Source organism: Streptomyces sp. SID8374 (assembly GCF_009865135.1).
In the GTDB taxonomy this organism is placed as follows: domain Bacteria; phylum Actinomycetota; class Actinomycetes; order Streptomycetales; family Streptomycetaceae; genus Streptomyces.
Genome location: NZ_WWGH01000001.1, coordinates 4,575,640 through 4,601,731, shown reverse-complemented (window position 1 = coordinate 4,601,731; position 26,092 = coordinate 4,575,640). Strand labels below are relative to the sequence as shown.

Genomic DNA, 26,092 nt, shown 5'->3' with positions numbered 1-26,092 from the left:
TCTGTCTCTGAGGTCAGAGCAGTTGGGCCGTGACCTCGCACCGCTTGACCTCGGAGACCCGGCGGGGGCTGTCCATCCGCACGGTCAGGTTGCGTACGTCGCCGGCGGCGAGGGTCGTCGTGGTCTCGGCGGTGTCGACGACGTTGCCGCGTCCGTCGTAGAACGTCACGTCGACCTCGTACTCGTAACTGCGGGTGTCGTTCGACCGCAGCTCCACGACGGACGCGGTGACCGCCTTGCGCTTGCCCTTGCGGGGCTGGGCGCAGCGGATCACCCGGACGGCGGGGCCGTCGGAGGCGGTGGGCGTGGGGGTTCCGTAGGAGGAACCGGAGGAGCCGGACGAGGAATTGTCGTCGTAGTCGTCGTCGCTGTAGTCGGTGTGGCGGTAACCGCTGTTGCTCTTCTTGGAGTTGGAGCAGCCGCCGCCCGAACTGCTGCTGCCCTTGCTCTTGCTGCCCTTGCCGCCGCTGGTGGACGTGGAGAAGCCGGTGAGCGCGAGCACCACCACGACCAGGACCGCCGCGAGCTTCATCTGTCGCCGCATCATGGATGCAGCCCCCCTTGTTGTCGTTGCCCGTGTGTTGTCGTTGCCTGTGTGCTGCCGGTCCACAGCATGCCGGACGGCACCACGTGTATAGGTCATGGCCCTGTCACGGTCCGGTCATGGTCTGGGGGCCGGGGCATCCCCGGGGCGGTCGGCGGCGTCCGCGTGGCGGGGGTGAACGTCCCGGCGTAGCGTCGGCGGTGCGGGGGGTGTTCGCCGTACGCCCTTGGAGGCTGACGATGATCCGCAACATCCTCGGCTCACTCGTCGCCCTGGCGGGGGCGGCGTCGGCCGTGCTGAGCCCGTTCCGCGACTGGTACGACGGGCGGGCGGGGCGGGACTACCGGGTGCGGGACCTCTTCGAGGGCATCACCGCCACGGAGTCGGGGGTGCTGGTCTCGATCCTGCTGCCGTTCCTGGGGGCGGCGGTGCTGGTGATCCTGGGGGTGGTGCTGCGGTCGCGGCTCGTGGTCGCGTTCGCGGGGGTGGTGGTGCTGGGCTTCACGATCCTGTGGATGGTCCGCCAGGGGCAGGCGGAGGGGTCGCTGGTGGTGGGCGGGGACGGGGCGGGGTTGCAGGTGGGGGTGGTGAACGCGGCCGCGGGTGGGGTGCTGATGTTGATCGGCGCGTTGCTGATGAGCGGGCGGGGGGCTGGGGGCCGGGCCCGCGCCCGGGCTCGGCGGGGGCGGGAGCCGGAGCCGGAGCCGGTGGAGCCGTATGGCGTGCCGCCGGCGGATCAGGTGGACACGTGGCCGCCGACGCAGGAGCCGGGGATGTCGACGCATACGTCGCCGTGGCCGGAGCCGGAGGTGGAGCCGTACACGGGGCCCGATCCCCATGACGCCCGTACGCGGTCGTATCCGCAGGCCCCGCCGCCGGACCGCCCCGGTGACCCTCGGGATCCGGTGCATCCGCCGCGGCGGCCACCGGAGTCGTGACGGTCCCCGCGTCGAGGGTTCCGTCCTCAAGCGCCGGACGGGCTGGAAATCCGGGCGCCGACCCCTCAAAGCTGACCGGCCACCCCGTCAACGGTTCCGTCCTCAAACGCCGGACGGGCTGGAAATCCGGGGCGCCCCGGCCACCCGGCCAACGGTTCCGTCCTCAAGCGCCGGACGGGCTGAGTTGGCTCAGGTGCGGGCCCTGTTTCCGGTGCCCGTGCCCTTCAGGGCATCCAGCGCGTACACGCAGCGGTCCTTGCTGCACGCGTACACCACGCCCGCCTGCGCCACCGGCGAACCCGTGATCTCGCCGCCCGTGGCCAGCTTCCAGCGGAGTTGGCCGCCCGCCGCGTCCAGGGTGTAGAGGACGTGGTCGGCCGAGCCGAAGTGGACCCGGCCGTCCGCGACGACCGGTGCGCCCACCACATCGCCGCCCGCGGCGAAGCGCCACTTCGGGGTGCCCGTGACCGCGTCCAGGGTGTAGAGCGCGCTGCCGCTGCCCACGTGGACATTGCCCACCGCGACGAGCACCGGTTCGGCCGAGGAGCGGGCCTCCGTCGCGATGCGCCAGCGGTCCTTGCCGGTCGTCGCGTCCAGCGCGTACACCGTGCCGAGGTAGTCCGCGAGGTAGACCCCGCCCCCGGTCACCGCCGGGCCCGGCGCGAAGGCGGGCGGGGAGAGGAAGACCGCCGGGGACTCGAAGTGCCACCGCACCCGACCGGAGACCGTGTCCACGGCCAGCACCCGGGTGCCCGCCGCGAGGTAGACGTAGCCGTCGGGGGCCGGGGTCACCCGGACGGGGACACCGCCGCAGGAGGCCGCGTCGCCGATCGGGTACGACCAGCGCTCCAGCCCCGTCCGCGCGTCCAGCGCGCGGAGCCGGGCGTCCTGCCAGACGTAGACCGTGCCGTCGTGGATGACCGGCGCGGCCTCCGCCGTCTCGAAGTCGCTCTGGGCCCCGGTGATCTCCCACAGCTTGTCGCCGCTGGAGGCCTCCCAGCCCTGGACGCCGCCGCCCCGGGTCGCGGTCAGCACCGTGCCCCGGTCGGCCTTGAGCGCGTACACCCAGGCGTCGGTCTGGATCCGCCACTGCTCGGCGCCGGTCGCCGCGTCCAGGGCGTACAGGGACGGGCCGTCCGAGGCGTGGATGCGGCCGCCCTCGACGGCCATCGCCCACGCCACGTCCCGGGTCTTGAACTGCCGCCGCCCGTTGCCGACGTCCAGCGCGTGGATCTCGAAGGACGTCACGTACAGCAGGTCACCGGAGACGACGGGCGTCCCCCACACGTCGTTGGACATGCGGAAGCGCCAGGGCCGCCACCGGTCGGGGGCGGCGGGCGCGGTGTCCGGGGCGGGCCCGGGAGCCGGTACGGGCGCGGTGGGCGCCGCAGGCGTCGCGGGCGTCGCGGACGAGCCGTTCAGACCGGCGGGCGGGCGGACCCAGCCCGTCGCGGCGGCCGGGTGCGCGGCGGCGACACCCCGCCCCTCCCCCACCCGGGGCCCGGGCCCGATCGGCGCCTTCGCCCCGGGCAGGTGGACGGGCCCGCTGTCGGGGGCCGGGGGTGAGGAGGAGAGCGGGGAGGGCGAGCGCAGGTCGCCGCCGCCGCGCCACTCGGGGCCCCGGTCCGGCGCACGCTCCGGGGCGCGCGGAGGCTGCGGAGGGCGCGGCGGGGGCGCGGAAGGCGCGGACGGGGTGGTGCGGCCGCCTCCCCGGCGCCGTTCGATCATGGCGGTGGCCGACGTCGGCAGCCAGGCCGACGCCGTACCGCTGTCGTCGCTGCCGGAGGCGAAGAGGTGCGGGGCGAGCTGGGCCTGGAGGTCGGCGGGGCTGGGCCGCTGGGTGGCGTCCATCTGCATGCACGACTCGATGAGCGGCCGCAGGTCGTCCGGCAGCCCCTCCAGGTCGGGCCCCTCGCGCAGCAGCATGAACACCGTCTCGACCGGGTTGGCCCCGTGGAATGGGGCGTGGCCGGTGGCGGCGAAGACGAGGGTGGAGCCCAGCGAGAAGATGTCGCTGGCCCCGGTGACGCTGCGGGAGTCCCGGGCCTGCTCGGGCGACATGTAGGCGGGGGTGCCGACGGCGACGTTCGTCATGGTCAGGCGGGTGTTGGAGACGCCGGACGCGATGCCGAAGTCGATGACCCGGGGGCCGTCCTCGACGACGAGCACGTTGGACGGCTTCAGGTCGCGGTGGACGAGCCCGGCGCCGTGGATCGACTGGAGGGCCTCGGCGATCCCGGCGGCCAGCCAGCGCACCGCCTGGGTCGGCATGGGGCCGCACTCGTTGACGATCTCTTCGAGCGAGGGCGCGGGCACATAGGCGGTGGCCAGCCACGGCACGGCGGCACGGGGGTCGGCGTCGACCACGGCGGCGGTGTAGAACCCGCTGACCGCGCGGGCGGCCTCGACCTCGCGGGTGAAGCGGACCCGGAAGAGCTGGTCCTCGGCGAGCTCGGTCCGCACCGTCTTGATCGCCACCCGGCGCCCCGACGCCGACCGGGCGAGATAGACCAGCCCCATGCCGCCGGCCCCGAGCCGTCCCAGCACCTCGAACGGGCCGATCCGTCTCGGGTCGTGCTGCGTCAGCTGCTCCATCACGTGCCTGCCACCTCCCCGTACGGACCTCAGGAACGAAGCCCGCGAATTACCCGCCCGTTACCGCCCGGTGCGATTCCCGGCCTGCGCAGCGTCTCACCGCTGGGCACCACCTGGCGGTGCGCACCCTGATTCTTCCTGGCTCGGGCGCCGGTTGCGAACCCGGGGGCGGATGTGGGTGTCTCATGTCACTTCGGCCGATTCTCGCCCACACCGGTACGCGTCGGGGGTCAGGACCGGTACGCGGCGGGGTCAGGGAAGCAGCTCGCTCGGCTGGAGCACGGCGAAGAGGGCGCCCTGGTCGTCGACGAGGACCGCCATCCGCCCGTACGGGATGTCGAAGGGCGGCGCGGAGACCCGGCCGCCGAGCTGTACGGCGAGTTCGGCCGCCGCGTCGCAGTCGGCGACGGCGAAGTAGGTGAGGAAGTAGCTGGGCAGCACGGCGGGGAACGCGTCCGTGATGACGCTGCGGCCGCCGACGGCCGTGTCCGGGCCGGGGTCCGAGCCCTCGGGCGACCACATCCGGAAGTCGACCAGCGCCTCGGCGTCGCCGGAGACGTCGTTGCCCGCCTCGTCCAGGTCGGTGCCCTGGAAGCCGAAGACCTTCTCGTAGAAGGCGTCCACCTTCTCGGGCTGCCGGGTGTGGACCTCGGTCCAGCAGAAGGAGCCGGGCTCGTTCTGCTTCTCGAAGCCTTCGCGCTCCTCGGGCTGCCAGAGGCCGAAGACCGCGCCCCCGGGATCGGCCGCCTGCGCCACGATCCCGGCCCGCCCGGCCCGTACGGGGTCCGTGATGATCTGGCCGCCGTGTTCTCGGATCGCGGCGACGGTGGCCCGGATGTCGTCGGTGGCGAAGTAGACGCCCCAGGCCGTCGGCATCCGCCCGTCCTTCTTGGCGGCGAGAGCGGCGACGAGCCTGCCGCCGCTCAGGGCGTCCGCGAAGGGCATGCCGTCGCCCGCGCGGAAGGTCCAGCCGAAGAGGCCGCCGTAGAAGCGCTTGCCCGCTTCGAGGTCGGAGAGCTGCACGTCCGCCCAGCACGGCGCCGAGTGCGCGAATGCGGCCATGGGGCCCGGTCCTTCCGTCGCGGTTTCCGTTGCGGTTTACGTTGCGGATTTCGTCGCGGATTTCGTGGCGATGCCCTCGCAGTGACGCCCGTCACAGTCAACGTAACGTCGCACCCGCCCCGGCGCCCTTCGAACGCGCACCCAGGGACACCCCGAAGGCCCCCATAGGGAACATCTGCTCGAATAGTGAAGGCGCGGTCACCATGTGGACGAAAGTTGTCCACCGAAGTTGTCCACAGGCTGTTGATAACACTTTCACCGGCGGCGACCGCCAGGGTCCTGGGGCCGGAATCAGGCCCCCGGCCAGGAGCCCTTGCGCACCTCCACCGCGACGGCCGAAAACATTCGCCCCGCGCTCGCCGCACCCCTCCGCACCCCGGCGTTCCTGCGGCGTTCCCCATTTGCAGTCGGCCGAATCGCGCTCCCATCACCCCTCGGTAAGCTGACGGCATGACAGGACAAGTACGTACCGTCGACGGCCGCGTGGCCGGTCGACGCGGTCAGGCGACGCGGCAGAAGCTGCTCGACTGCCTCAGCGAGATGCTCAGCTCCTCGCCGTACCGGGACGTCAAAGTCATCGACGTCGCCCGGAAGGCCGGGACTTCACCCGCGACTTTCTACCAGTACTTCCCCGATGTGGAGGGCGCCGTCCTCGAGATCGCCGAGGAAGTCGCCAAGGAGGGCGCCGGACTGACCGAACTGGTCGCCGGACGCCCCTGGGTCGGCAAAGCCGGCTGGCAGACGGCCGAGGAACTCGTCGAAGGATTCCTCGACTTCTGGCGCCGCAACGACGCGATCCTCCGCGTGATCGACCTCGGCGCCGCCGAAGGGGACAAGCGGTTCTACAAGATCCGCATGAAGATCCTGAACTCGGTCACCAACTCCCTCACCGATTCGGTGAAGGAGCTCCAGGCCAAGGGCAAGGTCGACAAGGACATCAGCGCCGCCGCGATGGCGGGCTCCCTGGTCGCGATGCTGGCCGCGGTCGCCTCGCACCAGAAGGGGTTCACCACCTGGGGTGTGAAGCAGGCCGAACTGCGCCCGAACCTCGCGCTGTTGGTGCACCTCGGCATCACCGGCAAGAAGCCCACGAAGTAATCCGCGAGGCAGCCCACCCGCACGCCTCACCCGTACGCCCAACCGGCACGTCCTGTCTCACCGACGGCGGACCACCACGCACCCCTGCCGGTGGTCCGCCGTCGGTGTTCCCGGACGGGACCGACGGACGGCGGACTACCGCCGCTCCAGCCGGAAGAGCCGGATCTGCCGATCCACCCGCGCCTGGTACGCCGCGTACGGCGGCCAGAACGTCAGCGCCACCCGCCACACCTCCTCCCGCTCCGCCCCCTCCAGCAGCCGCGCCCGCACCGGGATGTCCCGGCCCCGCCAGCTGATGACGGCCTCCTCCGGGCGGGCCAGCAGATTCGCGGTCCAGGCCGGATGCCCCGTACGGCCGAAGTTGCTGCCGACCAGGATCCAGGTGCTCTCGGACTCACCCTCCGGCATACAGGCCAGCGGGGTCACCCGGGGCCGCCCGCTGCGCGCACCCGGCACCGTCAGGACGAGCCCCGGCAGCATCCGCGCGCTGGGCAGCACCTTGCCCCGGGTGAGCCGGTGGACGGTGCGGTCCATGACGGGGACGACGTGCGGGGCGATCCGGGCGAAGGCGCGGGTCGAGGAGACCTTCTGGATGAGCCGGGCGGCCCGGTCACCGGCCATCAGACGGCCACCCCGTGCGCAAGGCCGTCCGCCGTTACGCCCCCGAAGAGCCCGGCCCGCCCCGCCGCATGGTCGCGCAGCCGGTGTACGGGCCCGAAGAGCAGCTCGTCGCCCGCCGCCCGCTTCACGTACAGATGCGCCTCGTGCTCCCAGGTGAAGCCGATACCGCCGTGCAGCTGTACGGCCTCACCGGCGGTGATCCGGGCCGCCTCCAGCGCCTGGGCCAGCGCGAGCGGCCCCGCCGCCGGGTCCCAGGCGGCGTAGTACGCGGCGGAGCGGGCCGCCTCCACCCGTACGTACAGGTCGGCCAGGCGGTGCTTGACCGCCTGGAACGACCCGATGGCCCGGCCGAACTGCTCGCGCTCCTTCACGTACGCCACGGTTCGCTCCAGCGCCCCCGCCGCCGCGCCGACCGCCTCGGCGGCCAGAACGGCGGCGGCGATGCGCCCGGTGTCGGCAAGCGCGCCGCACACATCGGCGGCCTCGTCCGGGCCGAGCAGTTCGGCCGCGGTGTCGCGCAGTTCGAGGCGGGCGAGGGGCCGGGTCTCGTCCATGGCGGTCAGCCGGGTCCGCGTCAGCCCATTGGACGCGGTCAGCCTTTCGGACGCGGTCATCCCCTCGGACGCCGTCAGCCTCTCGGGCGCGGTCCGCCCTTCGGTCCCGGCGGGCACCAGGAAGGTCCCGGCCCGCACCAGGAAGAGGAGCGTCCGGCTGCGCGGATAGCCGCCGGTATGGGCGGCGACGAGAAGGACCCCGGCGCTGTGCCCGTCCAGCACCCGTTCGGCCTGCCCGTAGAGCCGCCAGCCCCCGCCCTCGGGCTCCCGGCGGGCCTGGACGCCGCCCGCCCGGCCGCCACCCGCCCAGGCGGCGGCCCGGTTGTCGTCCGTGAGCCCGAGGGCGAGCGCCATCGACCCGCCGGGGACGGCGAGCGCGGCGGTCAGGGTCCCGTCGGCGATCCGGGGCAGCAGCCCGGCGCGCTGTGCCGGGGTCCCCAGGGCGGTGATCAGGGGCGCGGCGAGTACGGCGGTGGCGAGCAGCGGGGAGGGCAGCAGGGCGCGGCCGGTCTCCTCACAGGCGAGGGCCAGCTCGGTGGGGGTGCAGCCGGCCCCGCCGTACTCCTCCGGGAGCGCCAGCCCGGGCAGCCCGAGCTCCTGGGCGAGGCGGCGCCACAGGGCCGGGTCGTGGCCCTCGGCGGTGCGTACGGCGGCACGGACCTCGCCGGGTCCGCCGTACTTGGCGAGCAGGTCGCGCAGGGTGCGGCGGATCTCGTCCTGTTCCGCGGTGAAGGCGGCGTCCATCGTCGGGCTCCTCCCCTTCAGGAACCGGAGCGGCTCCCGATCTGACGGTCCGTCATATTACGTACGGAGCGCGCCGATTCCCAGAGTCCCGCACACGCACACACGCGTACAGGGGTGCGGAAGTCACGCGCACGCACGGTTACGCACCCACTCATCTGATGTACCGTCAGATTCATGCCTGCCTCCTCCCGCCTCCCCCGCAAGGTCGCTGTCGTCGGCATCGCGCTCGCGGAGTGCGGGCGCGCCGACGACGCCACCCCGTACGCCCTGCACGCCCAGGCGGCCCGCCGTGCGCTGGCCGACTCCGGCCTGGAGCGGTCGGTGGTCGACGGCTTCGCCTCGGCCGGGCTCGGGACGCTGGCCCCGGTGGAGATCGCGGAGTACCTGGGGCTGCGGCCCACCTGGGTCGACTCCACGGCGGTGGGCGGCGCCACCTGGGAGGTGATGGCGGCCCACGCGGCGGACGCGATCGCGGCGGGCCGGGCGCGGGCGGTGCTCCTGGTCTACGGCTCCACGGCCCGGGCCGACATCAGGGCGGGCCGCCGCACGTCGAACCTGTCGTTCGGGGCGCGGGGGCCGTTGCAGTTCGAGGTGCCGTACGGGCACAGCCTGATCGCCAAGTACGCGATGGCCGCCCGCCGCCATATGCACGCGTACGGCACGACGCTGGAGCAGCTGGCCGAGGTGGCGGTGACGGCCCGGGCGAACGCGGCGGCCAACCCGGACGCGATGTTCCGCACCCCGATCACGGTCGACGAGGTCCTCTCCGGACCGATGATCGCGGACCCGTTCACCAAGCTGCACTGCTGCATCCGCAGCGACGGGGGGTGCGCGGTGCTGCTGGCGGCGGAGGAGTACGTACGGGACACGGCGAAGGCCCCCGTCTGGATCCTGGGCACCGGGGAGTCCGCCTCCCACTCCACGATGTCGGAGTGGGAGGACTTCACGGTCTCCCCGGCAGCCGTCTCGGGCCGCCTCGCCTTCGAACGGGCCGGGGTGCGCCCCTCCGAGATCGACCTGGCGGAGATCTACGACGCGTTCACGTACATGACGCTGGTGACGCTGGAGGACCTGGGGTTCTGCGCGAAGGGGGAGGGCGGCGCGTTCGTCGAGAAGGGCCGCACGGGCGTGCGCGGCGAGCTACCGGTGAACACGGACGGCGGCGGCCTCTCCGCCTGCCATCCCGGGATGCGCGGCCTGTTCCTGCTGGTGGAGGCGGTACGCCAGCTACGCGGCGAGGCCGGGGAGCGCCAGGTCCGCAAGGCCGGCGGCCGCCTCCCGGAGCTGGCGGTGGCGTCGGGGACGGGCGGCTGGTTCTGCTCGTCGGGGACGGTGGTGCTGGGGCGGGGGTGAGGAGGGCTTCAGGGCGGGCCCGGTCGGCCCCCCACGGGTGGGGATCAGGTGGAATGACCCCATGAGCGAAGCCGCCGCAAGCACCCCGCGCCCCTTCTCCGCCCTCCTGCACGCCCAGCGCGTCTGGGACACCGAGCTGCCTGCCTTCGACCCGGCGGACGCCCCGCCCGCGCCCCTCCCCCTCTTCCACGCCTGGTTCGCGGACGCGGTGGCGGCCGGGCAGCCCGAGCCGCACGCGATGTCGCTGGCCACGGCGGACGCCGACGGCCTCCCCGACGTACGCACCCTGCTCCTCCACGACGCCGACGAGCGCGGCTTCCACTTCGCCTCGCACGCCACCAGCGCCAAGGGCCACCAGCTCGCGGCCCGCCCGTACGCCGCGCTCGGCTTCTACTGGCCGAGCCTGGGACGGCAGGTACGGGTCCGGGGCCCCGTCCTCCGCTGCACCCCGGCCGAGAGCCACGCCGACCTGCACGCCCGCTCCACCGGGGCCCTCGCCGCCGCGCTGACCGGTACGCAGAGCGCGGTTGTGGGTTCCGTGGCGGCCCTCCACCGGGCGGCGGACGCGGCCTGGGAGCGGGCCCGGGCGGAACCGGACGCCGAGGCTCCGACCTGGACCCGGTACGTGGTCGAACCGGCCGAGGTCGAGTTCTTCCAGGGCGACGCCCGCCGCCGCCACATCCGACTCCGCTACCGCCGCCGTACGGAGACGACCCCGGAGACCGGGACGGCACCGGCCCCGGAGACCGGAACCTGGGCCCGCGAGCTGCTCTGGCCCTGACCGGCGCCACCCACCCCTTACTCGGTTTCAACAGGAAAGGGGCACTATGGAGGAAGCCGAGCTGTTGGGAGGCACCGATGCCACGAGCCCGTTCGCGCTACGCCCCCGACCGGGGCCTGACCGGTCGCATGGTCACCACCATGTTCCTGATCGGCCTGCTCTACGTCGTCTTCGTGGGCGTGCTCCTCGCGGCCCTGCGCGGCTCCTGGCCGATCATCCTGATCATCACCGGCGGCCTGTTCATCGCCCAGTTCTGGTTCAGTGACCGCATCGCGGCGTACGGCATGGGCGCCCGCGAGGTCACCCCCGAACAGGCCCCCGAGCTGCACGGCACCATCGACCGCATCTGCGCGCTCGCCGATATGCCGAAGCCCAAGGTGGCCATTGCCGAGAGTGACGTACCGAACGCGTTCGCCACCGGCCGCAGCGAGAAGACCGCCCTCGTCTGCGCCACGACCGGGCTGCTCCGCAGACTGGAGCCCGAAGAGCTGGAGGGCGTCCTCGCCCACGAGATGTCGCATGTCGCGCACCGGGACGTCGCCGTCATGACGATCGCCTCGTTCCTCGGCGTGCTGGCCGGGATCATCACCCGCATCGCCCTGTGGGGCGGGTTCGCGCGCAGCCGCCCCGGCAATGACCCGGCAGGCATCCTGCTCCTGCTGATCCCGCTGATCAGCGCCGTCGTGTACGCGATCAGCTTCCTGCTCACCCGGCTGCTCTCCCGCTACCGGGAACTCTCCGCCGACCGCGCCGCCGCCCTCCTCACCGGCAGGCCCTCCGCCCTCGCCTCGGCCCTGACCAAGGTCAGCGGGCAGATGGCCCGCATCCCGACCGAGGACCTGCGCAAGGCGGAGCCGTACAACGCGTTCTACTTCATGCCCGCGTTCTCCTCGAAGGAGTCCCTGGGCCGGCTGTTCTCCTCGCACCCGACGCTGGAACAGCGGCTGGACCAGCTGTCCCGCATCTCCACCGACCTGTCCCGTTAAGCCGTCTTCAAGGAGTTACGCCCGTGGGCCTGCTCGACGCCATCCTCGGCCGCAGCAAACCCGTCCGCCCCGACCTCGACCAGCTCTTCGCCGTCCCCTCGGCCGCCCTCACCCTCCAGGCCGCCACCGGCTTCACGCCGACGGGTCTGGGCTCGGTCTGCTTCGCGGGCGTGGAGGGCGGCGGTTTCGCCCGCCTCCAGGAGGACGTACGGGAGCTGCTGGACGCGGACACGGAGCGCGGCGGCATCCCGGTGGAGTTCAGCCGGGACGCGTACGGCTACACCTGGCTGCTCGCCACCCACCCGGCCGACGACACGGCGGGCCTGGTCAACGACCTGCACGCGGTGAACACCCTGCTCCAGGACGGCGGCTTCGGCCCGCACCTGCTCTGCTCACTGATCGGCTTCCGGGACTCGGAGGGCCGTGCGCTGGCCTTGGTCTACCTCTACAAGCGCGGCACGTTCTACCCGTTCGCCCCGCTCCCCGGCGACGCCGAGAAGCGGGACAACCAGCTGGAACTCCAGGTACGCGGCGCCCTCGGGGACGACCTCCGGGTGGAGAAGGACCTGTCGCGGTGGTTCCCGGTGTGGGGGGCGCCGGGGCTCTGATCAGCCCCTGATAGTGCCGGTGGCCGTGGCGTGGTCCAGGAAGGCGGTCCAGGCGGCCGGGGCGACGGCGAAGGTGGGGCCGTCGGTGACCTTGGAGTCGCGGACGTGGACGGTGTGGGGGCAGGTGGCGACCTCTACGCAGGCGTCCTGGAAGTCGCCGCTGTGGCTGGACTTGTGCCAGTTGTAGGCGACTTCGATGCAGGCTTCGCCCTCGTTGTTGCTGTAGCTGGACTTGAACCAGGTCAGTCCGGGTCCGTGGCTCACAGTTGTCTCACCTTCATCTCGATGACCTCCGCCGACTTCCAGGGGTTGAGCGCCTGGGCCCGCAGAATGCCGAAGAGGTCTAGCTGATCGCTCACTACATCCGGCTTCGAGATCAACCTACCGCCGCCCTGCGCCTCCGCGAAGAGCAGATTGCGGCCTTCCGCCGTGGACATCAACTGCATGGGCCCGTTCAACCCCGCGTGCATGTGCTGGTCCGACGGCATCACCTGAACCGTCAGGTGGTTGAACCGCTCGATGCAGTCCAGCACGTGCAGCAACTGCTCCTTCAGCACCTCCGGTCCACCCAGCGTCCGGTCCAGGACCGACTCCTCGATGACGTACCCGATACGCGGCGGCGACTTGCGCGTCAACACCGCCTGCCGTTCCAGTCGTGCTTCGACGTGCCGGATGATCTCCTCCTCCGAGTACGCCGGTACGCGCGAGCGGTACAGCGCGTACGCGTACGCCTCCGTCTGGAGCAGGCCCGGGATCAGCATCGTCTCGTACGCGCTGATGACCCGCGCGAGCCGTTCCAGCCTTGCCCAGTCCAGGAACTTCGGCGGGTACTTCTCCTCATCAACCAGCTCGCAGCACGCCTCCAGCGCCCCGTTCGCCCCGAACAGCCGCTCGGCGTCCATCAGCAGGTCGCGCGAGGGAATGCGTTCCGCCCGTTCGACCGCGCCCATCAGGGATTCCGAGATCAGCAGCACGTCCGCCGCCGTCTTCTGCGTGTGTCCGGCCCGCACCCGGTGGATACGGATCAGATCTCCTACGAGCCGCAGTCCGTGCGTCGGTTCGCTACTCGTCCCCACAGCCATCCCGCCCTCCTCACATCGCATCGATGTGGACCGCGTTCTGCTGGTCACGCTACGCAGCCGGGGGAATGCTCATAGCCATGACGAGCAAGAAACACCCCGAATGGGTACCCGCCGCCGGGCACCAACTCCACCTCACCGGGATTCACTTCGACGCCATCCGGCTCCGGGGCATCCGCGGCGAGGCCGTCCTCCAGCATCTTGCGACCCTGACCGAGGGCGAGCCCGGTCCTGTGGTGCGGGAGATGGCGGGGGCGCGGTGGACGTACTTCCTGATCCCGCCGGGCGCGAGCGACGGGTACGACTGGCCGCCGGGCGTGAAGTGCTTCGGGCCCGCGACGCGTGACGAGTGGGTGGGCATCCCCGCCCCGGACGGCAACACGTACCCGCTGAGCTGGCGGTGCGGGGCGCCGGAGGAGGACGAGTTCGTGGATCCGGAGCTGCTGCACGGGCTGGTGATGGCCCAGCTGGCTCCGGCGGCGGGCGACGAGTGATACCGGTGGGCCTCAGCCTGCGGGCCGGAAGACCGGTACGGCCTCCCCCGCCTCCCGGAACGTGACCGTCAGCCCCATACCGATGCGGAGGTCGCCGTGCGCGCACTCCACGACCTCCGTCATCATCCGGGGCCCCTCGGCGAGGTCGACGACAGCGGCCACGTACGGAACCCGGTCCCCGAACGGGGGCAGGTCGTTGCGGTGGACGACGGACCACGTGTAGAGGGTCGCGTCCCCGCTCGCCCGCTCCCAACTCACGTCCTCGCTCCAGCAGTACGGGCAGAACTCGCGCGGGTAGTGATGCGCCCGCCCGCACCCGCCGCACCGCCGGATCAGCAGCCGCCCCTCCCCCGCCGCGTCCCAGTACGGCCGGGTGAAGGCGTCCGGCTCGGGCAGGTCGAAGCGCGGACCCGCCGCACGCCCCGGCGGCGTCACAGGAACAGCCCGAACGCCGCGTCCAGCGACCACGTCTGCCAGGCCATCGCGAACAGGGCCACCAGCGAGATCAGGGCCATCATCGCGTTCTGCCCCTGCTCGGCCCAGTCGTGGATCATCAGGACCAGGTAGAGGAGGTTGAGGAGCAGGCCGGCGGCCAGAGCGACGGGGGTGAGGAAGCCTGCCACCAGGCCCAGTCCCAGGGCCAGTTCGGCGTAGACGACGACGTACGCGATCAGCCTCGGGCGCGGTTCGACGACCCGCCGGAAGCCGGTCCGCACCACACCCCATCGGTGTTTGTTCGCCACGTCCGCCGCCCAGGCGATCCCCGTTCCCCGCTCGAACCAGCCCTTCTTGTCCTTGTGCCGCCAGCTCTCCAGCCACCACAGGCCGAGGCCTATCCGCAGGACGGCGAGCCATTCCGCACCGCTGAGCCAGATCGTCCGCATCGGGCAGCTCCTCCGGTCGCCTCGTATCTGACGGTACGTCAGTTCACCGGACGCGGGCCGCCTCGCGCAAGGGGCCTGCACGGACCGGCGCCCCTCCTAGCACCGCTGCCCGCGCCCCAGCAGCCACGCCAGGTAGACCCCGCCCAGCGCGCCTGTCACCACCCCCACCGGCAGCGCACCCGCCGTCGGCAGCGTGATCGCCAGCAGGTCCGAGGCGGAGAGCAGCAGGGCGCCCATCGCGGCGGCGGGCAGCAGCCCCGTTCCCGTACCCCTGCTGAGGCGGCGGGCCAACTGCGGTGCGCAGAGGGCCACGAAGACGATCGGGCCGGCCACCGACACCGCCACCGCACTGAGCCCCACCGCGATCAGGAGCACGAGGGCGCGGGTGCGGCCCGCGTCGACGCCCAGGCCGCCCGCCGCCTCGTCGCCCATCTCCAGCAGGTCCAGGCGGCGGACCAGCGGGAGGGCGAGCAGGAGCAGGGCCGCCAGCGCGAGAAGAGCGGGGAGGATCTGGTGGCGTTCGGTGGAGCCGAGGCTGCCGATCAGCCAGAGTTGGGCCGACTGGGCGTGGTCGAGAGCGGCCCGGGTGAGCAGGTACGCGTTGACCGAGGTCAGCAGGGAGCCGACCGCGATCCCGGCGAGGATCAGCCGGTTGCCCCGGAACGAGCCGCGCCGGGCGAGGAGTTGGACGATCAGCGCGGTCGCCAGGCCGCCTCCGGCCGCGCCCGCCGCCACGTACGCCGGGTTCCCGTGCAGCAGGACCAGCAACGCACCGGTCGCCGCACCGGAGTTGAAGCCCACGATGTCCGGGCTGCCGAGCGGGTTGCGGGAGAGCTGCTGGAACAGCGCCCCGGCCGCGCCGAGTGCCGCGCCGACGACGAGGCCGAGGGCCACCCGGGGCAGCCGCAGCTCCAGCACCACGAACGCGGCCTGCTCCGAGCCCGCGCCGAGCAGGGCTCCCAGCACCTCGCCGGGCGGTACGAGTCCGTCCCGGGTCAGCGCAAGGGCGCCGCTGCCCGCCGCGAGGAGGGCCAGAAGGAGGGTGACGGCGAGGGGGCGGGGGCGTACGCGGAGGGAGAGGTCTCGGCTGCCGCGTACGGTCATGGGCTTACCGAGAGCGCTCATGCCGCTGTCACCGCCTTCCGCGAGGCGGACCTGTTGCGGCCGATCAGCCAGATCAGTACGGGCGCGCCGACGAACGCCGTGACGATGCCCACCTGGATCTCGGCGGGGCGCGCGATGACCCGGCCCACGATGTCCGCGACGAGCAGCAGGCCCGCGCCGACGAGGACGGCGTACGGCATCAGGCGGCGGTGGTCGGGGCCGGTGAGCAGGCGGGCCACGTGCGGGGCGACCAGGCCGATGAAGCCGACCGGGCCGATCGCGGCGGTGGCGGCGCCGCTCAGGAGCACCGTGGCGAGCGTGCCGAGCAGCCGTACGCGCCCGGGGGCGACGCCCAGCGCCCGGCCCGCCTCGTCGCCGAGCGCGAACGCGTTGAGGGCGGGCGCGACAGTGAGCGCCAGCACCGCGCCGACCAGGAGGAACGGCAACACCTCCCACAGCACCGGGAGTTCGCGGCCGGAGAGGGTGCCGACGGACCACATGCGCAGGGTCCCGTACGCGTCCGCGTCCAGCACCCCCAGCCCGCTGACCACCGCCCCCAGCACGGCGGTGACGGCCACCCCCGCGAGCACGAGCCCTTCGGGGGTCCCGCGCCCCGCGCCCCGGCCACCGAGCAGGTACACGACCACCACCGCGACGGCCGCCCCGAGCAGCGCCCACCAGACGACGGCCTGGAGCGAGCGCGTACCGAGCAGGACGGTCGCGGCGACCACCGCGCAGGCGGCCCCGGTGTTGACGCCGAGGATGCCGGGGTCGGCCAGGGGGTTACGGGTCATCCCCTGCATCACCGCGCCTGCCAGGCCCAGCGCGGCCCCGGCGGTGACGGCGAGGAGGGTACGCGGCACCCGGACCTCCCGTACGAGCGAGGCGTGCGGGGCGTCCGGGTCGAACAGCGCGGCCAGCACCTCGGCCGGGGGCACGGGCTGCGCGCCCACGGCGAGGCCGCCGGCCACGGCGAGGGCCAGGAGGACCAGCCCCGCCGTGAGCCCGGCGGCGTACCGTACGCGTACGGCGGGTTTCTTACGGATCACAGCGCTTGAGGTTCACGTCGTTCCCGGCCGCCGTCAGCCGAAGGCCTTCTCGATCTTGTCGATCAGGTTGCCCGCGCTGTAGTAGTCCAGCCGAAAGGTGTCCAGGCCGAGGTCGTACACGCGCTTGTCCTTGACGGCGGGCAGGTCCTTCCAGACCGGGCGCGCGGTGGCGGCGGTGATCTCCTCGGGGGTGTGGCTGACGAAGAGGAGCGAGCTGTCCTTCGCGGTGTCGGCCACCTTCTCCTGGCTGAACTCGGCGAAGTCCGAACGGCCGCCCTGCGTCTGGCCCTTGCCGGCCGGCGGTTCGAGGACGGTGAAGCCGAGCGAGGTGAGCAGCCGGCCCTGGGCGGACTCGGGGGTGAAGACGGTCATCGCGGACTGGTTGTCGCGGACGAGCGCGGCGGACTGGGTCGGCACGGTGATGGCGGCCTTGACCTCACCGACCCGCTTGTCGTGGGCGGCGACGACCTCGCCCGCACGCTTCTCCAGGCCGAGGTCCTTGCCGAGGCGGGTGGTCAGGTCCTGCCAGGAGACGTCGTCGTGGCGGTAGAGGAGGGTGGGGGCGACGACGGCGAGCTTGTCGTAGAACTTCTCGGCGTTCTCCGCGCCGGAGGAGGCGCCGATGATGAGGTCCGGCTTCAGCGCGAGGACCTTCTCCACGTCGGGCTCGAAGCCCTGGTAGGCGACCTTGACGCTGTTCTTGGCGGCGGCGTCGGACCACTGGGTGAAGAAGCCCTGCTTGTCCGTGATGACCGAGGGCGGGGTGGCCTGGGAGGCGATGACGGGGGCGTCGAGGGCCAGGAGGTGGCCGGTCATGGTGACGCTGACCGAGACGATGCGCTTCGGCTGGGCGGGCACCTTCTCGGTGGTTCCGGCGTCGTGCTTGACGGAGCGGGTGGTGGCGGCCTTGTCGCTCGTGCCGTTCCCGGCGCCCTTGTCGGCCGTGTCGCTCCCGCCGCCACCGCAGGCGGTGAGCGCGAGGAGCCCGGCGGCGACGACCGCCGCGCCCTGGAACCGGGTCCGAAGCTGTCTGCCGTTCATGTACGTCCCACCCCTTCGACCGCCGGGCGGGCGCGCGGCACCGCACCGCGCGAGGGCCCCCCGATGGTCACCTCACGTCAATCGAAGCAAGGTTAGCCTTACCTTAGGTGGCACGAGGGGTGCGAATGGCATGCAACCACCGCATCCCACCCCTCGTGATCAATTCGCAATCGTTTCCCACCTTGACCGAGACCCATCAACAGAGCGGGCGATTACGCTCCGAACCATGCCCAACAGCCCTTCCCCCACAGGCAGTACCGACGCCGTCGCCCTCACCGACCGTACGGACGACCGCCCCGTCTATGTCATCGGCGGCGGCCCCGGAGGCCTCGCCGCCGCTGCCGCGCTCCGCGACCGGGGCGTACGGGCGGTGGTCCTGGAGAAGGCGGACCGGGTCGGGAACTCCTGGCGCGGCCACTACGACCGGCTGCACCTGCACACCACGCGGCGCTGGTCGGCGCTGCCGGGGCTGAAGATGCCGCGTAGGTTCGGGCGCTGGGTGGGCCGGGACGATGTGGTGCGGTACCTGGAGAAGTACACCGAGCACCACGAGCTGGAAGTGGTGACGGGCGTCGAGGTGAACCGGATCGACCCGGCCCCCGACGGCTCGGGCGACTGGCAGCTGACCGCCACCGGCGGCCGGGTCCTGCGGGGCCGCGCGGTCGTCGTCGCGACGGGCTTCAACCACACGCCGCGCATCCCGGAGTGGCCGGGCCGCGACACGTTCACCGGGGAGCTGCTGCACGCGGCGCAGTACCGGAACCCGGCCCCGTACGCCGACAAGGACGTCCTGGTGGTCGGCATCGGCAACACGGGGGCCGAGATCGCGGCGGACCTGGCGGAGGGCGGGGCCTCGCAGGTGCGGATCGCGGTGCGTACGGCCCCGCACATCGTGCGCCGCTCCACGGCGGGGTGGCCCGCCCAGGCGACCGGCATCCTGGTGCGGCGGCTGCCGGTGCGGCTGGTGGACCGGGCGGGGGCGCTGATGGCGCGGATCGCCGTACCGGACCTGGCCGCGCAGGGGCTGCCGCGCCCGGATTCGGGCCTGTACTCGCGGGTCCGGGAGGGTGCGATCCCGGTCCAGGACGTCGGCCTGATCGACGCGGTGAAGTCCGGCACGGTGGCCCCCGTGGCGACCGTCGCCTCCTTCGACAAGGACGCGGTGCTCCTGGCCGACGGCACCCGCCTCACCCCGGACACGGTGATCGCGGCGACCGGCTACACCCGCGCCCTGGAGCCGCTGCTCGGCCACCTGGACGTGCTGGACGAACGGGGCCGGCCGGTCGTCCATGGCGCCCGCACCCCGAAGCAGGCCCCTGGCCTCTACTTCACCGGCTTCACCAATCCGATCAGCGGGATGCTGCGCGAAATGGCCCTGGACGCCGGGAAGATCGCGAAGAGGGTGGCGCGAGCGCATTGAGCACGCGTACGGAGGGGACAGGGGTGCCTGTGCCCGGCACGCTCGGGAGTCCGGGGAAGTGACTACGGCGACATGATGACAACTGTGTGATTAATGGCCTGAGTTGTGGCGCATCTGTTCACAGGGGGACGCGGAGATCGCTAGCTTCCCCTCAACTCGTCCGCACCGGGAAGGACTTCTGTGAGCGCCTCCGTTCGAAGATCCATCGCCGCCCTCGCCGCCACCGCACTCGTAGCCCCGCTCCTGCTGGCCTCGGCGTCACCCGCCTCCGCCCACAAGGACAAGGCGGCCCAGGACGCCGCCGCCCTCTCGCAGGCGCTGGTGCGTGACGCGTCCGCCCAGGACGCCCGCAAGCACCTGGTGGCCTTACAGGCGATAGCCCAGGCGACGGGCGGTCACCGTGTCGCCGGAACGCTGGGACACGAGATATCCGCCGCGTATGTGCAGACGCTCCTCACGGCGGCCGGGTACCGCGTCTCGACCCAGAAGTTCGACTTCGTCTACACCGAGACGCTGGCCGAGAAGCTCTCCGTCGTCTCCCCCACCCCGTTCGACGCCGAGATCAAGGCACTCACCTACACCAAGTCGACCCCGGTCGGCGGGATCACGGCCCAGCTGGCCGCCCCGCCGGTCGACGAGGACGGCACCACCGGCTGCGAGCCGGGCGACTACGCGGCGGGCGCGTTCACCGGGAAGATCGCGCTGATCAAGCGCGGCGGCTGCACCTTCGGCGTCAAGCAGGAGCAGGCCGCGGCAGCGGGCGCGGCCGGGGCCATCATCTACAACAACATCGACGCCGGGTACGGTCCGCTGTCCGGCACCCTCGGAGACCCCGCCACCGGGAAGATCCCCACGGCCGGGCTCTCCAAGCCCGACGGGGACCGGCTCGCCGCCGACCTCGCCAAGGGCCCGGTGACGATCTCCTTCGAGGTCCGCCAGCTCCAGGAGACGCGCACCACGAAGAACGTCATCGCCGAGACGCGGGGCGGCGACGCCGCCAGTACGGTCGTGCTCGGGGCGCACCTGGACTCGGTGAAGGCGGGCCCGGGCATCAACGACAACGGCTCGGGCGCGGCCGGTCTGCTGGAGGTCGCGCTGAAGCTGGCCAAGAAGGAGAAGCAGCCGCGCAACAAGGTGCGGTTCGCCTGGTGGTCGGCGGCGGAGAGCGGTCTGTTCGGCTCCGAGCACTACGTCGAGAAGCTGACGCCTGCCGAGCGGCAGAGGATCAAGCTCTATCTGAACTTCGAGATCATCGCCTCACCCAACTACGGCCTGTTCGTCTTCGACGGCGACAACTCCGACGGCCTCAACTTCCCTGAAGGACCGACGGGTTCGGCCCAGATCGAACGGGACATCACCACGTTCCTGGGCAACCGGGGCCTCCCCACGGCCGGAACGCCGTTCATCGGCCGCTCGGACTACCACCCGTTCGTCCTGGCGGGCATCCCCTCCGGCGGTACGTTCACCGGCGCCGAGGCGCTCAAGTCGCCCGCCGAGGCGGCGAAGTGGGGCGGCGAGGCGGGTGTCGCGTTCGACGTGAACTACCACGCGGCCGGGGACACGCTCAAGAACATCAACATGAAGGCGTTCGACATCAACATCGACGTCATCGCCAACGCGGTGGGCACGTACGCGCACGACCTGGGCTCCCTGAAGGACGGGAGCCGGGCGGGCGGCGCATGACGTGACCTGAGGTGACGCGATCGGGCAACCCGGTGCGGCCCCCGCCGGGTCCGGCTCACACCCCCCGGTTCAGCCCGTCCGCCGCCCGGCCCTGCCACCGCGGCCGGGCGGCCCGTCCCACTCCGAGGAGTGCACCGTGCGCCGACGCCTGCTCACCGCCGCCGCTGCCCCGCTGGCCGCCGTCCTCCTGGCCGCCGGGTGCAGCGGTTCCGCCGACACCCCTGCGGACGCCGGCCCGAAGACCCCGCCCACGGCGGGCGAACCCACCGCGGCCCCGCATTGGAGTACCCGGCGAAGGCGCGGGCCCTGGTGCCCGAGACCTCCGGCGCCGGGAGCAGGAACCTTCCCGTGTTCACGCCGGACGAGGAGACCTACACCCTCTACGCGGACTGCACGGGGAAGGGTGCGGTCACCCTGGTGGACCGGGACGACCCGGACGGCGCACCCCACCCGATCGTCTGCGACGGCGTGTCGACCGTGGGCTCTTCCGCCGGAACGGGCCCGAGGCCGTTCCTCCCTACGCCCACACCCCGCGCGCCGCGACACCCCGCGCCCACGGTTCCAGGTCGGCCGGGGCGCGGCCCAGGACCTGGTGGACGCCGTCGGTGACCTTCGAGGTGTGGCCCGCGCGGTGCAGGGCGAACATGGCGCCGAGCGCGTCGGCCGCCGCCTCCGGCCAGCCCTCGGTGAGGAGTTCGGTGCGGTACGCGGCCGGGGTGAGCTCCTCGTAACGGATCGGGCGGCCGGCCGCCTCGGCGATCGTGCGGGTGGCCTCGGCGAAGGTGAGGGCGCGGGGGCCCGAGAGGTCGTACACCTTGCCGTCGTGGCCGTCCTCGGTGAGGACCGCCGCCGCGACCTCCGCCACGTCCTCCGCGTCGATGAACGGTTCCGGAACGTCCCCGATCGGCAGGCCCAGCCGGCCGGCCCGGAGCGGGGCCAGCCACAGGTCCTCGTCGAAGTTCTGGAAGAAGTTGTTGGGGCGCAGCAGCGTCCACGCGGCCCCGGTCTCCTGGACCGCCGCCTCGGCCGCGGCCATGCCCTGGCCGAACCCCGCGCCCGCCTTCTCGATGCCGTGGCCGGAGAGCACCACGAAGCGGCGTACGCCCGAGGCCTCAGCCCGCCGCACGAACTCCCTTACCGGGGAAGGGTCGTCGGGCGCCACCAGGTAGAGCGCGTCGGCTCCCGCGAGCGCGGGCTCCCAGGTGTCGGGGAGCGTCCAGTCGAACCGGACCTCGCCCGAGCGGGAGGCCGCCCGGACCGCGGCCGTCCCGGAGTCGCGCAGGCAGGCCACGACCCGGCGGCCGGTCTTGCCGGTGGCGCCGAGGACGAGGACGGTGGGCGGGGTGCGGTGGGTGCCGGTCTTCGCTGTCATGGGTCAAGTCCACCGCGCAGCCGCCGCACCGGCCATGGGCGCCCGTCCGCCGCGCATAGGTGAGCGTCCGGCCCCTGGGCGGCCCCGTCCGGAGCCCGCCGTGTTTCTGCCTATCGTGGCGCCATGGACGTGTTCGACGAGCTGTTGCGGGGCGTGCGGGGCAAGGGTGCGGTGTTCGGGCGGTCGGTGCTGTGGCCGCCGTGGTCCCTGCGCTTCACGGACGGGGCCTACCTGACGCTGTGCCTGCCGATGCGCGGGGCCGGGTGGATCGTGCCGGAGGGCGGGGAGCCGCTGCGGCTTGCTCTCGGGGAGGCCGCGATCGTACGGGGGCCGGCGCCGTTCACCTTCACCGACGACCCGGAGAACGCGACGAAGGCGGGGGTGCGGGAGGTGCGGTGGAGCGCCGACATGGCCGCCGCGCCCGAACTGGAGGGCCCCACCGTGCTGTTGGCCGCCACCTACGACGTACAGGCGCAGGTTCCCCAACGGCTGCTCCGGGCCCTTCCCCCCGCTCTCGTCGTACCCGACGAGGACGACTGCGGGCCGCTGCGCGACTACCTGGCCGCGCAGATCGGCGGCGCGCGGCCCGGGCACCAGATCGTGCTGGACCGGCTGTTGGACTGGCTGCTCGTGTGCACCCTGCGGGACTGGTTCGACCGCCCGGAGGCCGAACCGCCCGGCTGGTACGGGGCCTTGGGCGACGAGGTCGCGGGCCCCGCGCTGCGGGCGATGCACGAGGACCCGGCCCACCCCTGGACGACGGCCGAACTGGCTTCCCGGGCCGGGGTGTCGCGGACGACCCTGGCGAAGCGGTTCACGGAGCTGGTCGGGGACGGCCCGGTCGCGTACCTGACCGAGTGGCGCATGACCCTCGCCGCCGACCTGCTGACCCGCCCGGAGCTGACGGTGGCGGCGGTGGCCCGGCGGGTCGGCTACGCGGACGCGTTCGGCTTCAGCGCGGCGTTCAAGCGGCTCCGGGGCGAGAGCCCGAGCGCGTACCGGCAGGAGGCCGCGGCGGCGGGGCGGGTGCGGTCCGCCCCGGCGGGCTGAGAGGCGGGCGGCTTCGGAGGTGAGCTCCGGTGGGGTGCTGGGGTGGGCGGCAGGGTTGCCGTTACGCCGTAACCACCGGGACGCCTCCCGGGCGGCCCGAGAGCAGGGCGGCGATGTGGTCCGCGCACCGCAGGGCGGCGGTGGCCATGGCGGTCCTGGTCATCCCGGCCACGTGCGGGGTCAGCAGCGCGTTCGGGAGGCCGAAGAGCGGCGAGGCGAAGGCCGCGTGCTCGTGCTCGAAGGTGTCGACGGCGGCGGCCGCGAGGGGGTGCGCGGGGTCGCGCAGGGCGTCGGCGAGCGCGTGCTCGTCGACGATGCCGCCCCGGGCGGTGTTGAGCAGGACCGCCCCCGGCCGCATGAGCGCCAGCTCGGCCCGGCCGATCAGCCCCCGGGTCGCCGGGGTGAGCGGCAGGTGGAGGGAGACGACGTCGCTGGTGGCGAGCAGGTCGGGAAGGGTGGGGGCGGGGCGGGGGGCCCGCGTGGCGGTCGAGGCCGGTCGGGGTGCCGACCCCGCGTCCCGGCGCCGCCCGAACGCCTGCACCTCCATGCCCAGCGCACTCGCCCGCCCCGCCAGGGCCAGCCCGATCCGGCCCGGTCCGACGATGCCCAGCGTCAGTTCCGACAGCTCCGCCGGCGGGGCCGTGGGCGCCCGCCACTCGCCCCGGTGTGCGGCCTCGTCGTACGACCTCAAGCTCCTTGTCAGCGTGAGCAGTTGGGCCAGGGCGAATTCGGCGACCGCCGCCGCGTTGGAGCCGGGCGTGTGGGTGACCACGACCCCGTTCCGTGCGGCGGCCGCCAGGTCGACATGGTCGGTGCCCGCGCCCGCCCGGCCGATCACGCGGAGCGGGTGGGCAAGCCCGGCCCGGGTCGCCCCCGCGAGGAACGCGGCGCGCAGCGGCACCCCGGCCCGGGACTTGACCGCGTGGTGGCCGAGCCCGCCCCGTACCGTCTCGGCGAGCAGCGCGGCCTCGTCGAAGGGGTCGAAGTCGGTGAAGGCCACCCGGCCGCCCCAGTCGGCCCGGGCCCCTGCCGGATCGGCCACCCGCCGCAGGTTCAGCGTGACGTCCAGCCCGTGACCGAGCAGGCGCTCCAGCTCCCGCCCGAGCAGCGCACCAGGAGCGGCGTCCACCAACAGCACACGGGACCGTTCCACGAGGCCTCCCCCCATCCGGCATGCGGGCCGGGCTCCCGTAAGCCCCGAACCACCCCTACGGACCCTACCGCGCAGCACAGAACACCTCTTGACGTCAACTTAACTTGAGGTTCTACGTTGAGCGCATCAGCGGACAGACGCGACGTCAGGGGAACAGGCCATGACCGGCACCCAGCTCACCGACACCGAACTCGCCGCCCAGCCCGCCGCCTACTGGACCGGCGTGGCCTACGAGGCGCTCATCGCGTTCATCCGGGAGCGGCAGGCCGAACTCGGCTTCACCCAGCCCCAGTTCTGGCTGCTGCGCAACCTGTCGGAGAACGACCTCTCCCCCGACGGCCAGGGCATGACCGTCCCCGAGCCCCAGCAGGCCATGCACACCTACATCCGGCCCGAGGACGACCTGACGGCCGAGGCGGAGGCCCTGGTGGGGCGCGCCTGGCTCAGGCGGGACGGCGAGGGGCGGCTGTGGATCACCGAGGCGGGCGAGGAAGCCCGGGCCGGGCTCAAGCGGCACGCCCCGGGCATCCGCGAACGTATCCACCACGGCATCGACGACGCCGACTACGTCACCGCCCTCAAGGTGCTCCGGCAGATGATCCGCAACACGAGCGGCGACCCGGACCAGGGCCTGTCGTAGGGATCCTCACCCCCAGGCACCCTCCGCCGCCGCGTCCCGGAAGACCTCGGCGACGTCGCGCGGGGAGCGGCCCAGGGCGCGGTGGACGCCGTCCTTCAGCGGGGCCTCCCGGCTTGTGCGGATCGGCTCCAGCGCGGCCGTCCAGAGCTCGGCCTCCACCGCCGACATGCCCTGCGCGACCAGCCCGTCCCGGAAGGCGGCCTCCGCGAGCGGGGCGTAGGAGGCGGGCGTGCCGCCGGTCACCTTCGCGATCTCGTCCAGGACCTCGGTGATGCCCAGCGCGCGGGGGCCCGACAGCTCGTACACCTCGCCGTCGTGGCCGTCCTCGGTGAGCGCCGCCACCGCCACCGCCGCGATGTCCTCCGTATCGATGTACGCGGCCTTGCCGTCCCCGACCGGGAGGGCCAGCTCCCCGGCGCGTACGCCGTCGAGGAAGACGCCCTCGCTGAAGTTCTGGGCGAACCAGCCGGGCCGCAGGATCGTCCAGTCCAGGCCGGAGTCGCGCACGGCCTGCTCGCCCTTCAGGTGGGGGCCGCCGTCGAGGACGGAGTCGCCGAAGTAGCCCGGTACGTCGACACCTCGGGCCGAGAGCAGCACCAGCCGCCGCACCCCGGCGGCGACGGCCCGCTCCACGAAGGCGGGCGTCGGGGAGGGCTCGGTGTCCAGCGGGACGATGTAGACGGCCTCGGCCCCCTCCAGGGCGGGCCCCCAGGTGTCCGGGGACTCCCAGTCGAACCGGGTCTCGCCGGACCGCGAGGCCGCCCGGGTCTCCACCCCCAGCTCACGGAGGCGGGCCACCACCCGGCGGCCGGTCTTGCCGGTGCCACCGATCACCAGAACCGGGGACGAGGGCGGGGAGGGGGACTGAGCGGGCGTCGTGTCTTCTGTCTGCGTCATGGGTCAAGCCTCGCCCGGCCGATCACGCCCCGCCATGGCTCAGCGTCCGGGAGGGATGTCCGGCCGTCCGGCACCCGGGGCGGAAACGACCGAGGCCCGGATCCAGGGGATCCGGGCCTCGGTCGCGTTCCATCAGTAGCGGGGACAGGATTTGAACCTGCGACCTCTGGGTTATGAGCCCAGCGAGCTACCGAGCTGCTCCACCCCGCGTCGGTGAACCCAACCCTACGCCACTTCGCACCCCTCCGTGACCAGCGGCGGCCCCCGCCCCCGTACCCCCGGGAGCCTTTGCCTGCACGACCATTCCTGACGGGCCGTCAGTTCAGTAACCTGACAGAGCGT

General features: G+C 72.9%; 26 protein-coding genes and 1 tRNA gene. 11 read left to right on the top strand and 16 right to left on the bottom strand.

The genetic code is table 11. The annotated features are described in order from the left end of the window. Nucleotides 1–13: 13 nt before the first annotated feature. Nucleotides 14–547: an FxLYD domain-containing protein gene (locus tag GTY67_RS20495; protein ID WP_093687101.1), complete on the bottom strand. Its 534-nt coding sequence runs from the start codon at nucleotides 545–547 to the stop codon at nucleotides 14–16. Nucleotides 548–783: 236 nt separating this feature from the next. Between GTY67_RS20495 and GTY67_RS20490 the strand changes: the two genes are divergently transcribed. After that, the gene (locus tag GTY67_RS20490) at nucleotides 784–1,482 is read left to right on the top strand and encodes a hypothetical protein (RefSeq protein ID WP_161279620.1); all 699 of its coding nucleotides are present in this window, start codon (nucleotides 784–786) and stop codon (nucleotides 1,480–1,482) included. A 189-nt stretch (nucleotides 1,483–1,671) separates the two neighbouring features. Here the strand turns inward: GTY67_RS20490 and GTY67_RS20485 are convergent, their stop codons facing one another. Further along, the gene (locus tag GTY67_RS20485) at nucleotides 1,672–4,077 is read right to left on the bottom strand and encodes a PQQ-binding-like beta-propeller repeat protein (RefSeq protein WP_161279619.1); all 2,406 of its coding nucleotides are present in this window, start codon (nucleotides 4,075–4,077) and stop codon (nucleotides 1,672–1,674) included. A 252-nt stretch (nucleotides 4,078–4,329) separates the two neighbouring features. Further along, nucleotides 4,330–5,139: a VOC family protein gene (locus GTY67_RS20480; RefSeq protein WP_161279618.1), complete on the bottom strand. Its 810-nt coding sequence runs from the start codon at nucleotides 5,137–5,139 to the stop codon at nucleotides 4,330–4,332. 450 nt (nucleotides 5,140–5,589) lie between these two features. Here GTY67_RS20480 and GTY67_RS20475 point away from each other — a divergent pair, with 450 nt between their 5' ends. Continuing rightward, nucleotides 5,590–6,237, top strand: coding sequence for a TetR family transcriptional regulator (locus GTY67_RS20475; RefSeq protein ID WP_026241229.1), 648 nt, complete (start codon nucleotides 5,590–5,592; stop codon nucleotides 6,235–6,237). Nucleotides 6,238–6,372: 135 nt separating this feature from the next. Here GTY67_RS20475 and GTY67_RS20470 read toward each other — a convergent pair whose 3' ends face one another. Both GTY67_RS20470 and GTY67_RS20465 read right to left on the bottom strand, forming a co-directional pair. Next, nucleotides 6,373–6,858 (bottom strand): nitroreductase family deazaflavin-dependent oxidoreductase, encoded by a 486-nt coding sequence (locus GTY67_RS20470; RefSeq protein WP_093687427.1) that lies wholly within the window; start codon nucleotides 6,856–6,858, stop codon nucleotides 6,373–6,375. Then, a complete protein-coding gene (locus GTY67_RS20465; RefSeq protein ID WP_161279617.1) occupies nucleotides 6,858–8,156 on the bottom strand; it encodes an acyl-CoA dehydrogenase family protein in 1,299 nt (432 codons plus the stop codon). The genes GTY67_RS20470 and GTY67_RS20465 overlap by 1 nt, the downstream gene beginning before the upstream one ends. A gap of 174 nt (nucleotides 8,157–8,330) precedes the next feature. Between GTY67_RS20465 and GTY67_RS20460 the strand changes: the two genes are divergently transcribed. The 4 genes from GTY67_RS20460 (at nucleotide 8,331) to GTY67_RS20445 (ending at nucleotide 11,884) form a co-directional block, all read left to right on the top strand. Next, nucleotides 8,331–9,509 carry an acetyl-CoA acetyltransferase gene (locus GTY67_RS20460; protein ID WP_161279616.1) on the top strand — a complete coding sequence of 393 codons (1,179 nt, stop codon included), beginning with the start codon at nucleotides 8,331–8,333 and terminating at the stop codon, nucleotides 9,507–9,509. Nucleotides 9,510–9,570: 61 nt separating this feature from the next. After that, entirely contained in the window at nucleotides 9,571–10,290 is a 720-nt protein-coding gene (locus GTY67_RS20455) for a pyridoxal 5'-phosphate synthase (RefSeq protein ID WP_161279615.1), read from the top strand. Nucleotides 10,291–10,367: 77 nt separating this feature from the next. After that, nucleotides 10,368–11,276, top strand: a complete 909-nt coding sequence (htpX, locus tag GTY67_RS20450; RefSeq protein ID WP_093687418.1) for a zinc metalloprotease HtpX — start codon at nucleotides 10,368–10,370, stop codon at nucleotides 11,274–11,276. Nucleotides 11,277–11,299: 23 nt separating this feature from the next. Then, entirely contained in the window at nucleotides 11,300–11,884 is a 585-nt protein-coding gene (locus GTY67_RS20445) for a hypothetical protein (protein ID WP_161279614.1), read from the top strand. Here GTY67_RS20445 and GTY67_RS20440 read toward each other — a convergent pair whose 3' ends face one another. Both GTY67_RS20440 and GTY67_RS20435 read right to left on the bottom strand, forming a co-directional pair. Next, entirely contained in the window at nucleotides 11,885–12,148 is a 264-nt protein-coding gene (locus GTY67_RS20440) for a DUF397 domain-containing protein (RefSeq protein ID WP_161279613.1), read from the bottom strand. Next, the gene (locus GTY67_RS20435) at nucleotides 12,145–12,966 is read right to left on the bottom strand and encodes a helix-turn-helix transcriptional regulator (RefSeq protein WP_161279612.1); all 822 of its coding nucleotides are present in this window, start codon (nucleotides 12,964–12,966) and stop codon (nucleotides 12,145–12,147) included. The genes GTY67_RS20440 and GTY67_RS20435 overlap by 4 nt, the downstream gene beginning before the upstream one ends. A 77-nt stretch (nucleotides 12,967–13,043) precedes the next feature. Between GTY67_RS20435 and GTY67_RS20430 the strand changes: the two genes are divergently transcribed. Next, complete coding sequence (locus GTY67_RS20430) at nucleotides 13,044–13,457, top strand: hypothetical protein (RefSeq protein ID WP_093687414.1); 414 nt, start codon at nucleotides 13,044–13,046, stop codon at nucleotides 13,455–13,457. Nucleotides 13,458–13,469: 12 nt separating this feature from the next. Here the strand turns inward: GTY67_RS20430 and GTY67_RS20425 are convergent, their stop codons facing one another. The 5 genes from GTY67_RS20425 to fepB form a co-directional block, all read right to left on the bottom strand. Beyond that, nucleotides 13,470–13,892, bottom strand: coding sequence for a Zn-ribbon domain-containing OB-fold protein (locus tag GTY67_RS20425; RefSeq protein WP_093687412.1), 423 nt, complete (start codon nucleotides 13,890–13,892; stop codon nucleotides 13,470–13,472). Continuing rightward, nucleotides 13,889–14,341 (bottom strand): DoxX family protein, encoded by a 453-nt coding sequence (locus GTY67_RS20420; protein WP_093687410.1) that lies wholly within the window; start codon nucleotides 14,339–14,341, stop codon nucleotides 13,889–13,891. Before GTY67_RS20420 ends, GTY67_RS20425 begins: the two co-directional genes overlap by 4 nt. A 96-nt stretch (nucleotides 14,342–14,437) precedes the next feature. Continuing rightward, entirely contained in the window at nucleotides 14,438–15,466 is a 1,029-nt protein-coding gene (locus tag GTY67_RS20415) for an iron chelate uptake ABC transporter family permease subunit (RefSeq protein ID WP_161279611.1), read from the bottom strand. Next, the gene (locus tag GTY67_RS20410) at nucleotides 15,463–16,494 is read right to left on the bottom strand and encodes an iron ABC transporter permease (RefSeq protein ID WP_161279610.1); all 1,032 of its coding nucleotides are present in this window, start codon (nucleotides 16,492–16,494) and stop codon (nucleotides 15,463–15,465) included. The genes GTY67_RS20415 and GTY67_RS20410 overlap by 4 nt, the downstream gene beginning before the upstream one ends. 33 nt (nucleotides 16,495–16,527) lie before the next feature. Then, nucleotides 16,528–17,535: a Fe2+-enterobactin ABC transporter substrate-binding protein gene (fepB, locus tag GTY67_RS20405; protein WP_161279609.1), complete on the bottom strand. Its 1,008-nt coding sequence runs from the start codon at nucleotides 17,533–17,535 to the stop codon at nucleotides 16,528–16,530. 226 nt (nucleotides 17,536–17,761) lie between these two features. On the opposite strand from fepB, the gene GTY67_RS20400 reads away from it, so the two are divergent. Then, nucleotides 17,762–18,955 carry an NAD(P)/FAD-dependent oxidoreductase gene (locus GTY67_RS20400; RefSeq protein ID WP_161279608.1) on the top strand — a complete coding sequence of 398 codons (1,194 nt, stop codon included), beginning with the start codon at nucleotides 17,762–17,764 and terminating at the stop codon, nucleotides 18,953–18,955. Nucleotides 18,956–19,135: 180 nt separating this feature from the next. Further along, nucleotides 19,136–20,638 (top strand): M28 family metallopeptidase, encoded by a 1,503-nt coding sequence (locus tag GTY67_RS20395; RefSeq protein WP_161279607.1) that lies wholly within the window; start codon nucleotides 19,136–19,138, stop codon nucleotides 20,636–20,638. A gap of 517 nt (nucleotides 20,639–21,155) precedes the next feature. On the opposite strand, the gene GTY67_RS20390 is transcribed toward GTY67_RS20395, so the two are convergent. Next, a complete protein-coding gene (locus GTY67_RS20390) occupies nucleotides 21,156–22,010 on the bottom strand; it encodes an NAD(P)H-binding protein (RefSeq protein WP_161279606.1) in 855 nt (284 codons plus the stop codon). A gap of 123 nt (nucleotides 22,011–22,133) precedes the next feature. Between GTY67_RS20390 and GTY67_RS20385 the strand changes: the two genes are divergently transcribed. Then, a complete protein-coding gene (locus tag GTY67_RS20385) occupies nucleotides 22,134–23,060 on the top strand; it encodes an AraC family transcriptional regulator (protein WP_093687396.1) in 927 nt (308 codons plus the stop codon). Nucleotides 23,061–23,121: 61 nt separating this feature from the next. On the opposite strand, the gene GTY67_RS20380 is transcribed toward GTY67_RS20385, so the two are convergent. Then, complete coding sequence (locus GTY67_RS20380) at nucleotides 23,122–24,213, bottom strand: NAD(P)-dependent oxidoreductase (protein WP_161279605.1); 1,092 nt, start codon at nucleotides 24,211–24,213, stop codon at nucleotides 23,122–23,124. Between the two features lie 160 nt (nucleotides 24,214–24,373). Here GTY67_RS20380 and GTY67_RS20375 point away from each other — a divergent pair, with 160 nt between their 5' ends. After that, nucleotides 24,374–24,853: a MarR family winged helix-turn-helix transcriptional regulator gene (locus GTY67_RS20375; protein ID WP_161279604.1), complete on the top strand. Its 480-nt coding sequence runs from the start codon at nucleotides 24,374–24,376 to the stop codon at nucleotides 24,851–24,853. A gap of 6 nt (nucleotides 24,854–24,859) precedes the next feature. On the opposite strand, the gene GTY67_RS20370 is transcribed toward GTY67_RS20375, so the two are convergent. Continuing rightward, entirely contained in the window at nucleotides 24,860–25,750 is an 891-nt protein-coding gene (locus tag GTY67_RS20370; protein ID WP_161279603.1) for an NAD(P)H-binding protein, read from the bottom strand. A gap of 136 nt (nucleotides 25,751–25,886) precedes the next feature. Next, nucleotides 25,887–25,960: transfer RNA gene (locus GTY67_RS20365), tRNA-Met, on the bottom strand. Nucleotides 25,961–26,092: the final 132 nt, after the last annotated feature.

Bases quoted from the DNA above. Each gene is read 5' to 3' on its own strand.
- GTY67_RS20495 (WP_093687101.1), bottom strand. From the start codon at position 547: ATGATGCGGCGACAGATGAAGCTCGCGGCGGTCCTGGTCGTGGTGGTG.
- GTY67_RS20490 (WP_161279620.1), top strand. From the start codon at position 784: ATGATCCGCAACATCCTCGGCTCACTCGTCGCCCTGGCGGGGGCGGCG.
- GTY67_RS20485 (WP_161279619.1), bottom strand. From the start codon at position 4,077: ATGGAGCAGCTGACGCAGCACGACCCGAGACGGATCGGCCCGTTCGAG.
- GTY67_RS20480 (WP_161279618.1), bottom strand. From the start codon at position 5,139: ATGGCCGCATTCGCGCACTCGGCGCCGTGCTGGGCGGACGTGCAGCTC.
- GTY67_RS20475 (WP_026241229.1), top strand. From the start codon at position 5,590: ATGACAGGACAAGTACGTACCGTCGACGGCCGCGTGGCCGGTCGACGC.
- GTY67_RS20470 (WP_093687427.1), bottom strand. From the start codon at position 6,858: ATGGCCGGTGACCGGGCCGCCCGGCTCATCCAGAAGGTCTCCTCGACC.
- GTY67_RS20465 (WP_161279617.1), bottom strand. From the start codon at position 8,156: ATGGACGCCGCCTTCACCGCGGAACAGGACGAGATCCGCCGCACCCTG.
- GTY67_RS20460 (WP_161279616.1), top strand. From the start codon at position 8,331: ATGCCTGCCTCCTCCCGCCTCCCCCGCAAGGTCGCTGTCGTCGGCATC.
- GTY67_RS20455 (WP_161279615.1), top strand. From the start codon at position 9,571: ATGAGCGAAGCCGCCGCAAGCACCCCGCGCCCCTTCTCCGCCCTCCTG.
- htpX (WP_093687418.1), top strand. From the start codon at position 10,368: ATGCCACGAGCCCGTTCGCGCTACGCCCCCGACCGGGGCCTGACCGGT.
- GTY67_RS20435 (WP_161279612.1), bottom strand. From the start codon at position 12,966: ATGGCTGTGGGGACGAGTAGCGAACCGACGCACGGACTGCGGCTCGTA.
- GTY67_RS20430 (WP_093687414.1), top strand. From the start codon at position 13,044: ATGACGAGCAAGAAACACCCCGAATGGGTACCCGCCGCCGGGCACCAA.
- GTY67_RS20420 (WP_093687410.1), bottom strand. From the start codon at position 14,341: ATGCGGACGATCTGGCTCAGCGGTGCGGAATGGCTCGCCGTCCTGCGG.
- GTY67_RS20415 (WP_161279611.1), bottom strand. From the start codon at position 15,466: ATGAGCGCTCTCGGTAAGCCCATGACCGTACGCGGCAGCCGAGACCTC.
- fepB (WP_161279609.1), bottom strand. From the start codon at position 17,535: ATGAACGGCAGACAGCTTCGGACCCGGTTCCAGGGCGCGGCGGTCGTC.
- GTY67_RS20400 (WP_161279608.1), top strand. From the start codon at position 17,762: ATGCCCAACAGCCCTTCCCCCACAGGCAGTACCGACGCCGTCGCCCTC.
- GTY67_RS20390 (WP_161279606.1), bottom strand. From the start codon at position 22,010: ATGACAGCGAAGACCGGCACCCACCGCACCCCGCCCACCGTCCTCGTC.
- GTY67_RS20385 (WP_093687396.1), top strand. From the start codon at position 22,134: ATGGACGTGTTCGACGAGCTGTTGCGGGGCGTGCGGGGCAAGGGTGCG.
- GTY67_RS20375 (WP_161279604.1), top strand. From the start codon at position 24,374: ATGACCGGCACCCAGCTCACCGACACCGAACTCGCCGCCCAGCCCGCC.
- GTY67_RS20370 (WP_161279603.1), bottom strand. From the start codon at position 25,750: ATGACGCAGACAGAAGACACGACGCCCGCTCAGTCCCCCTCCCCGCCC.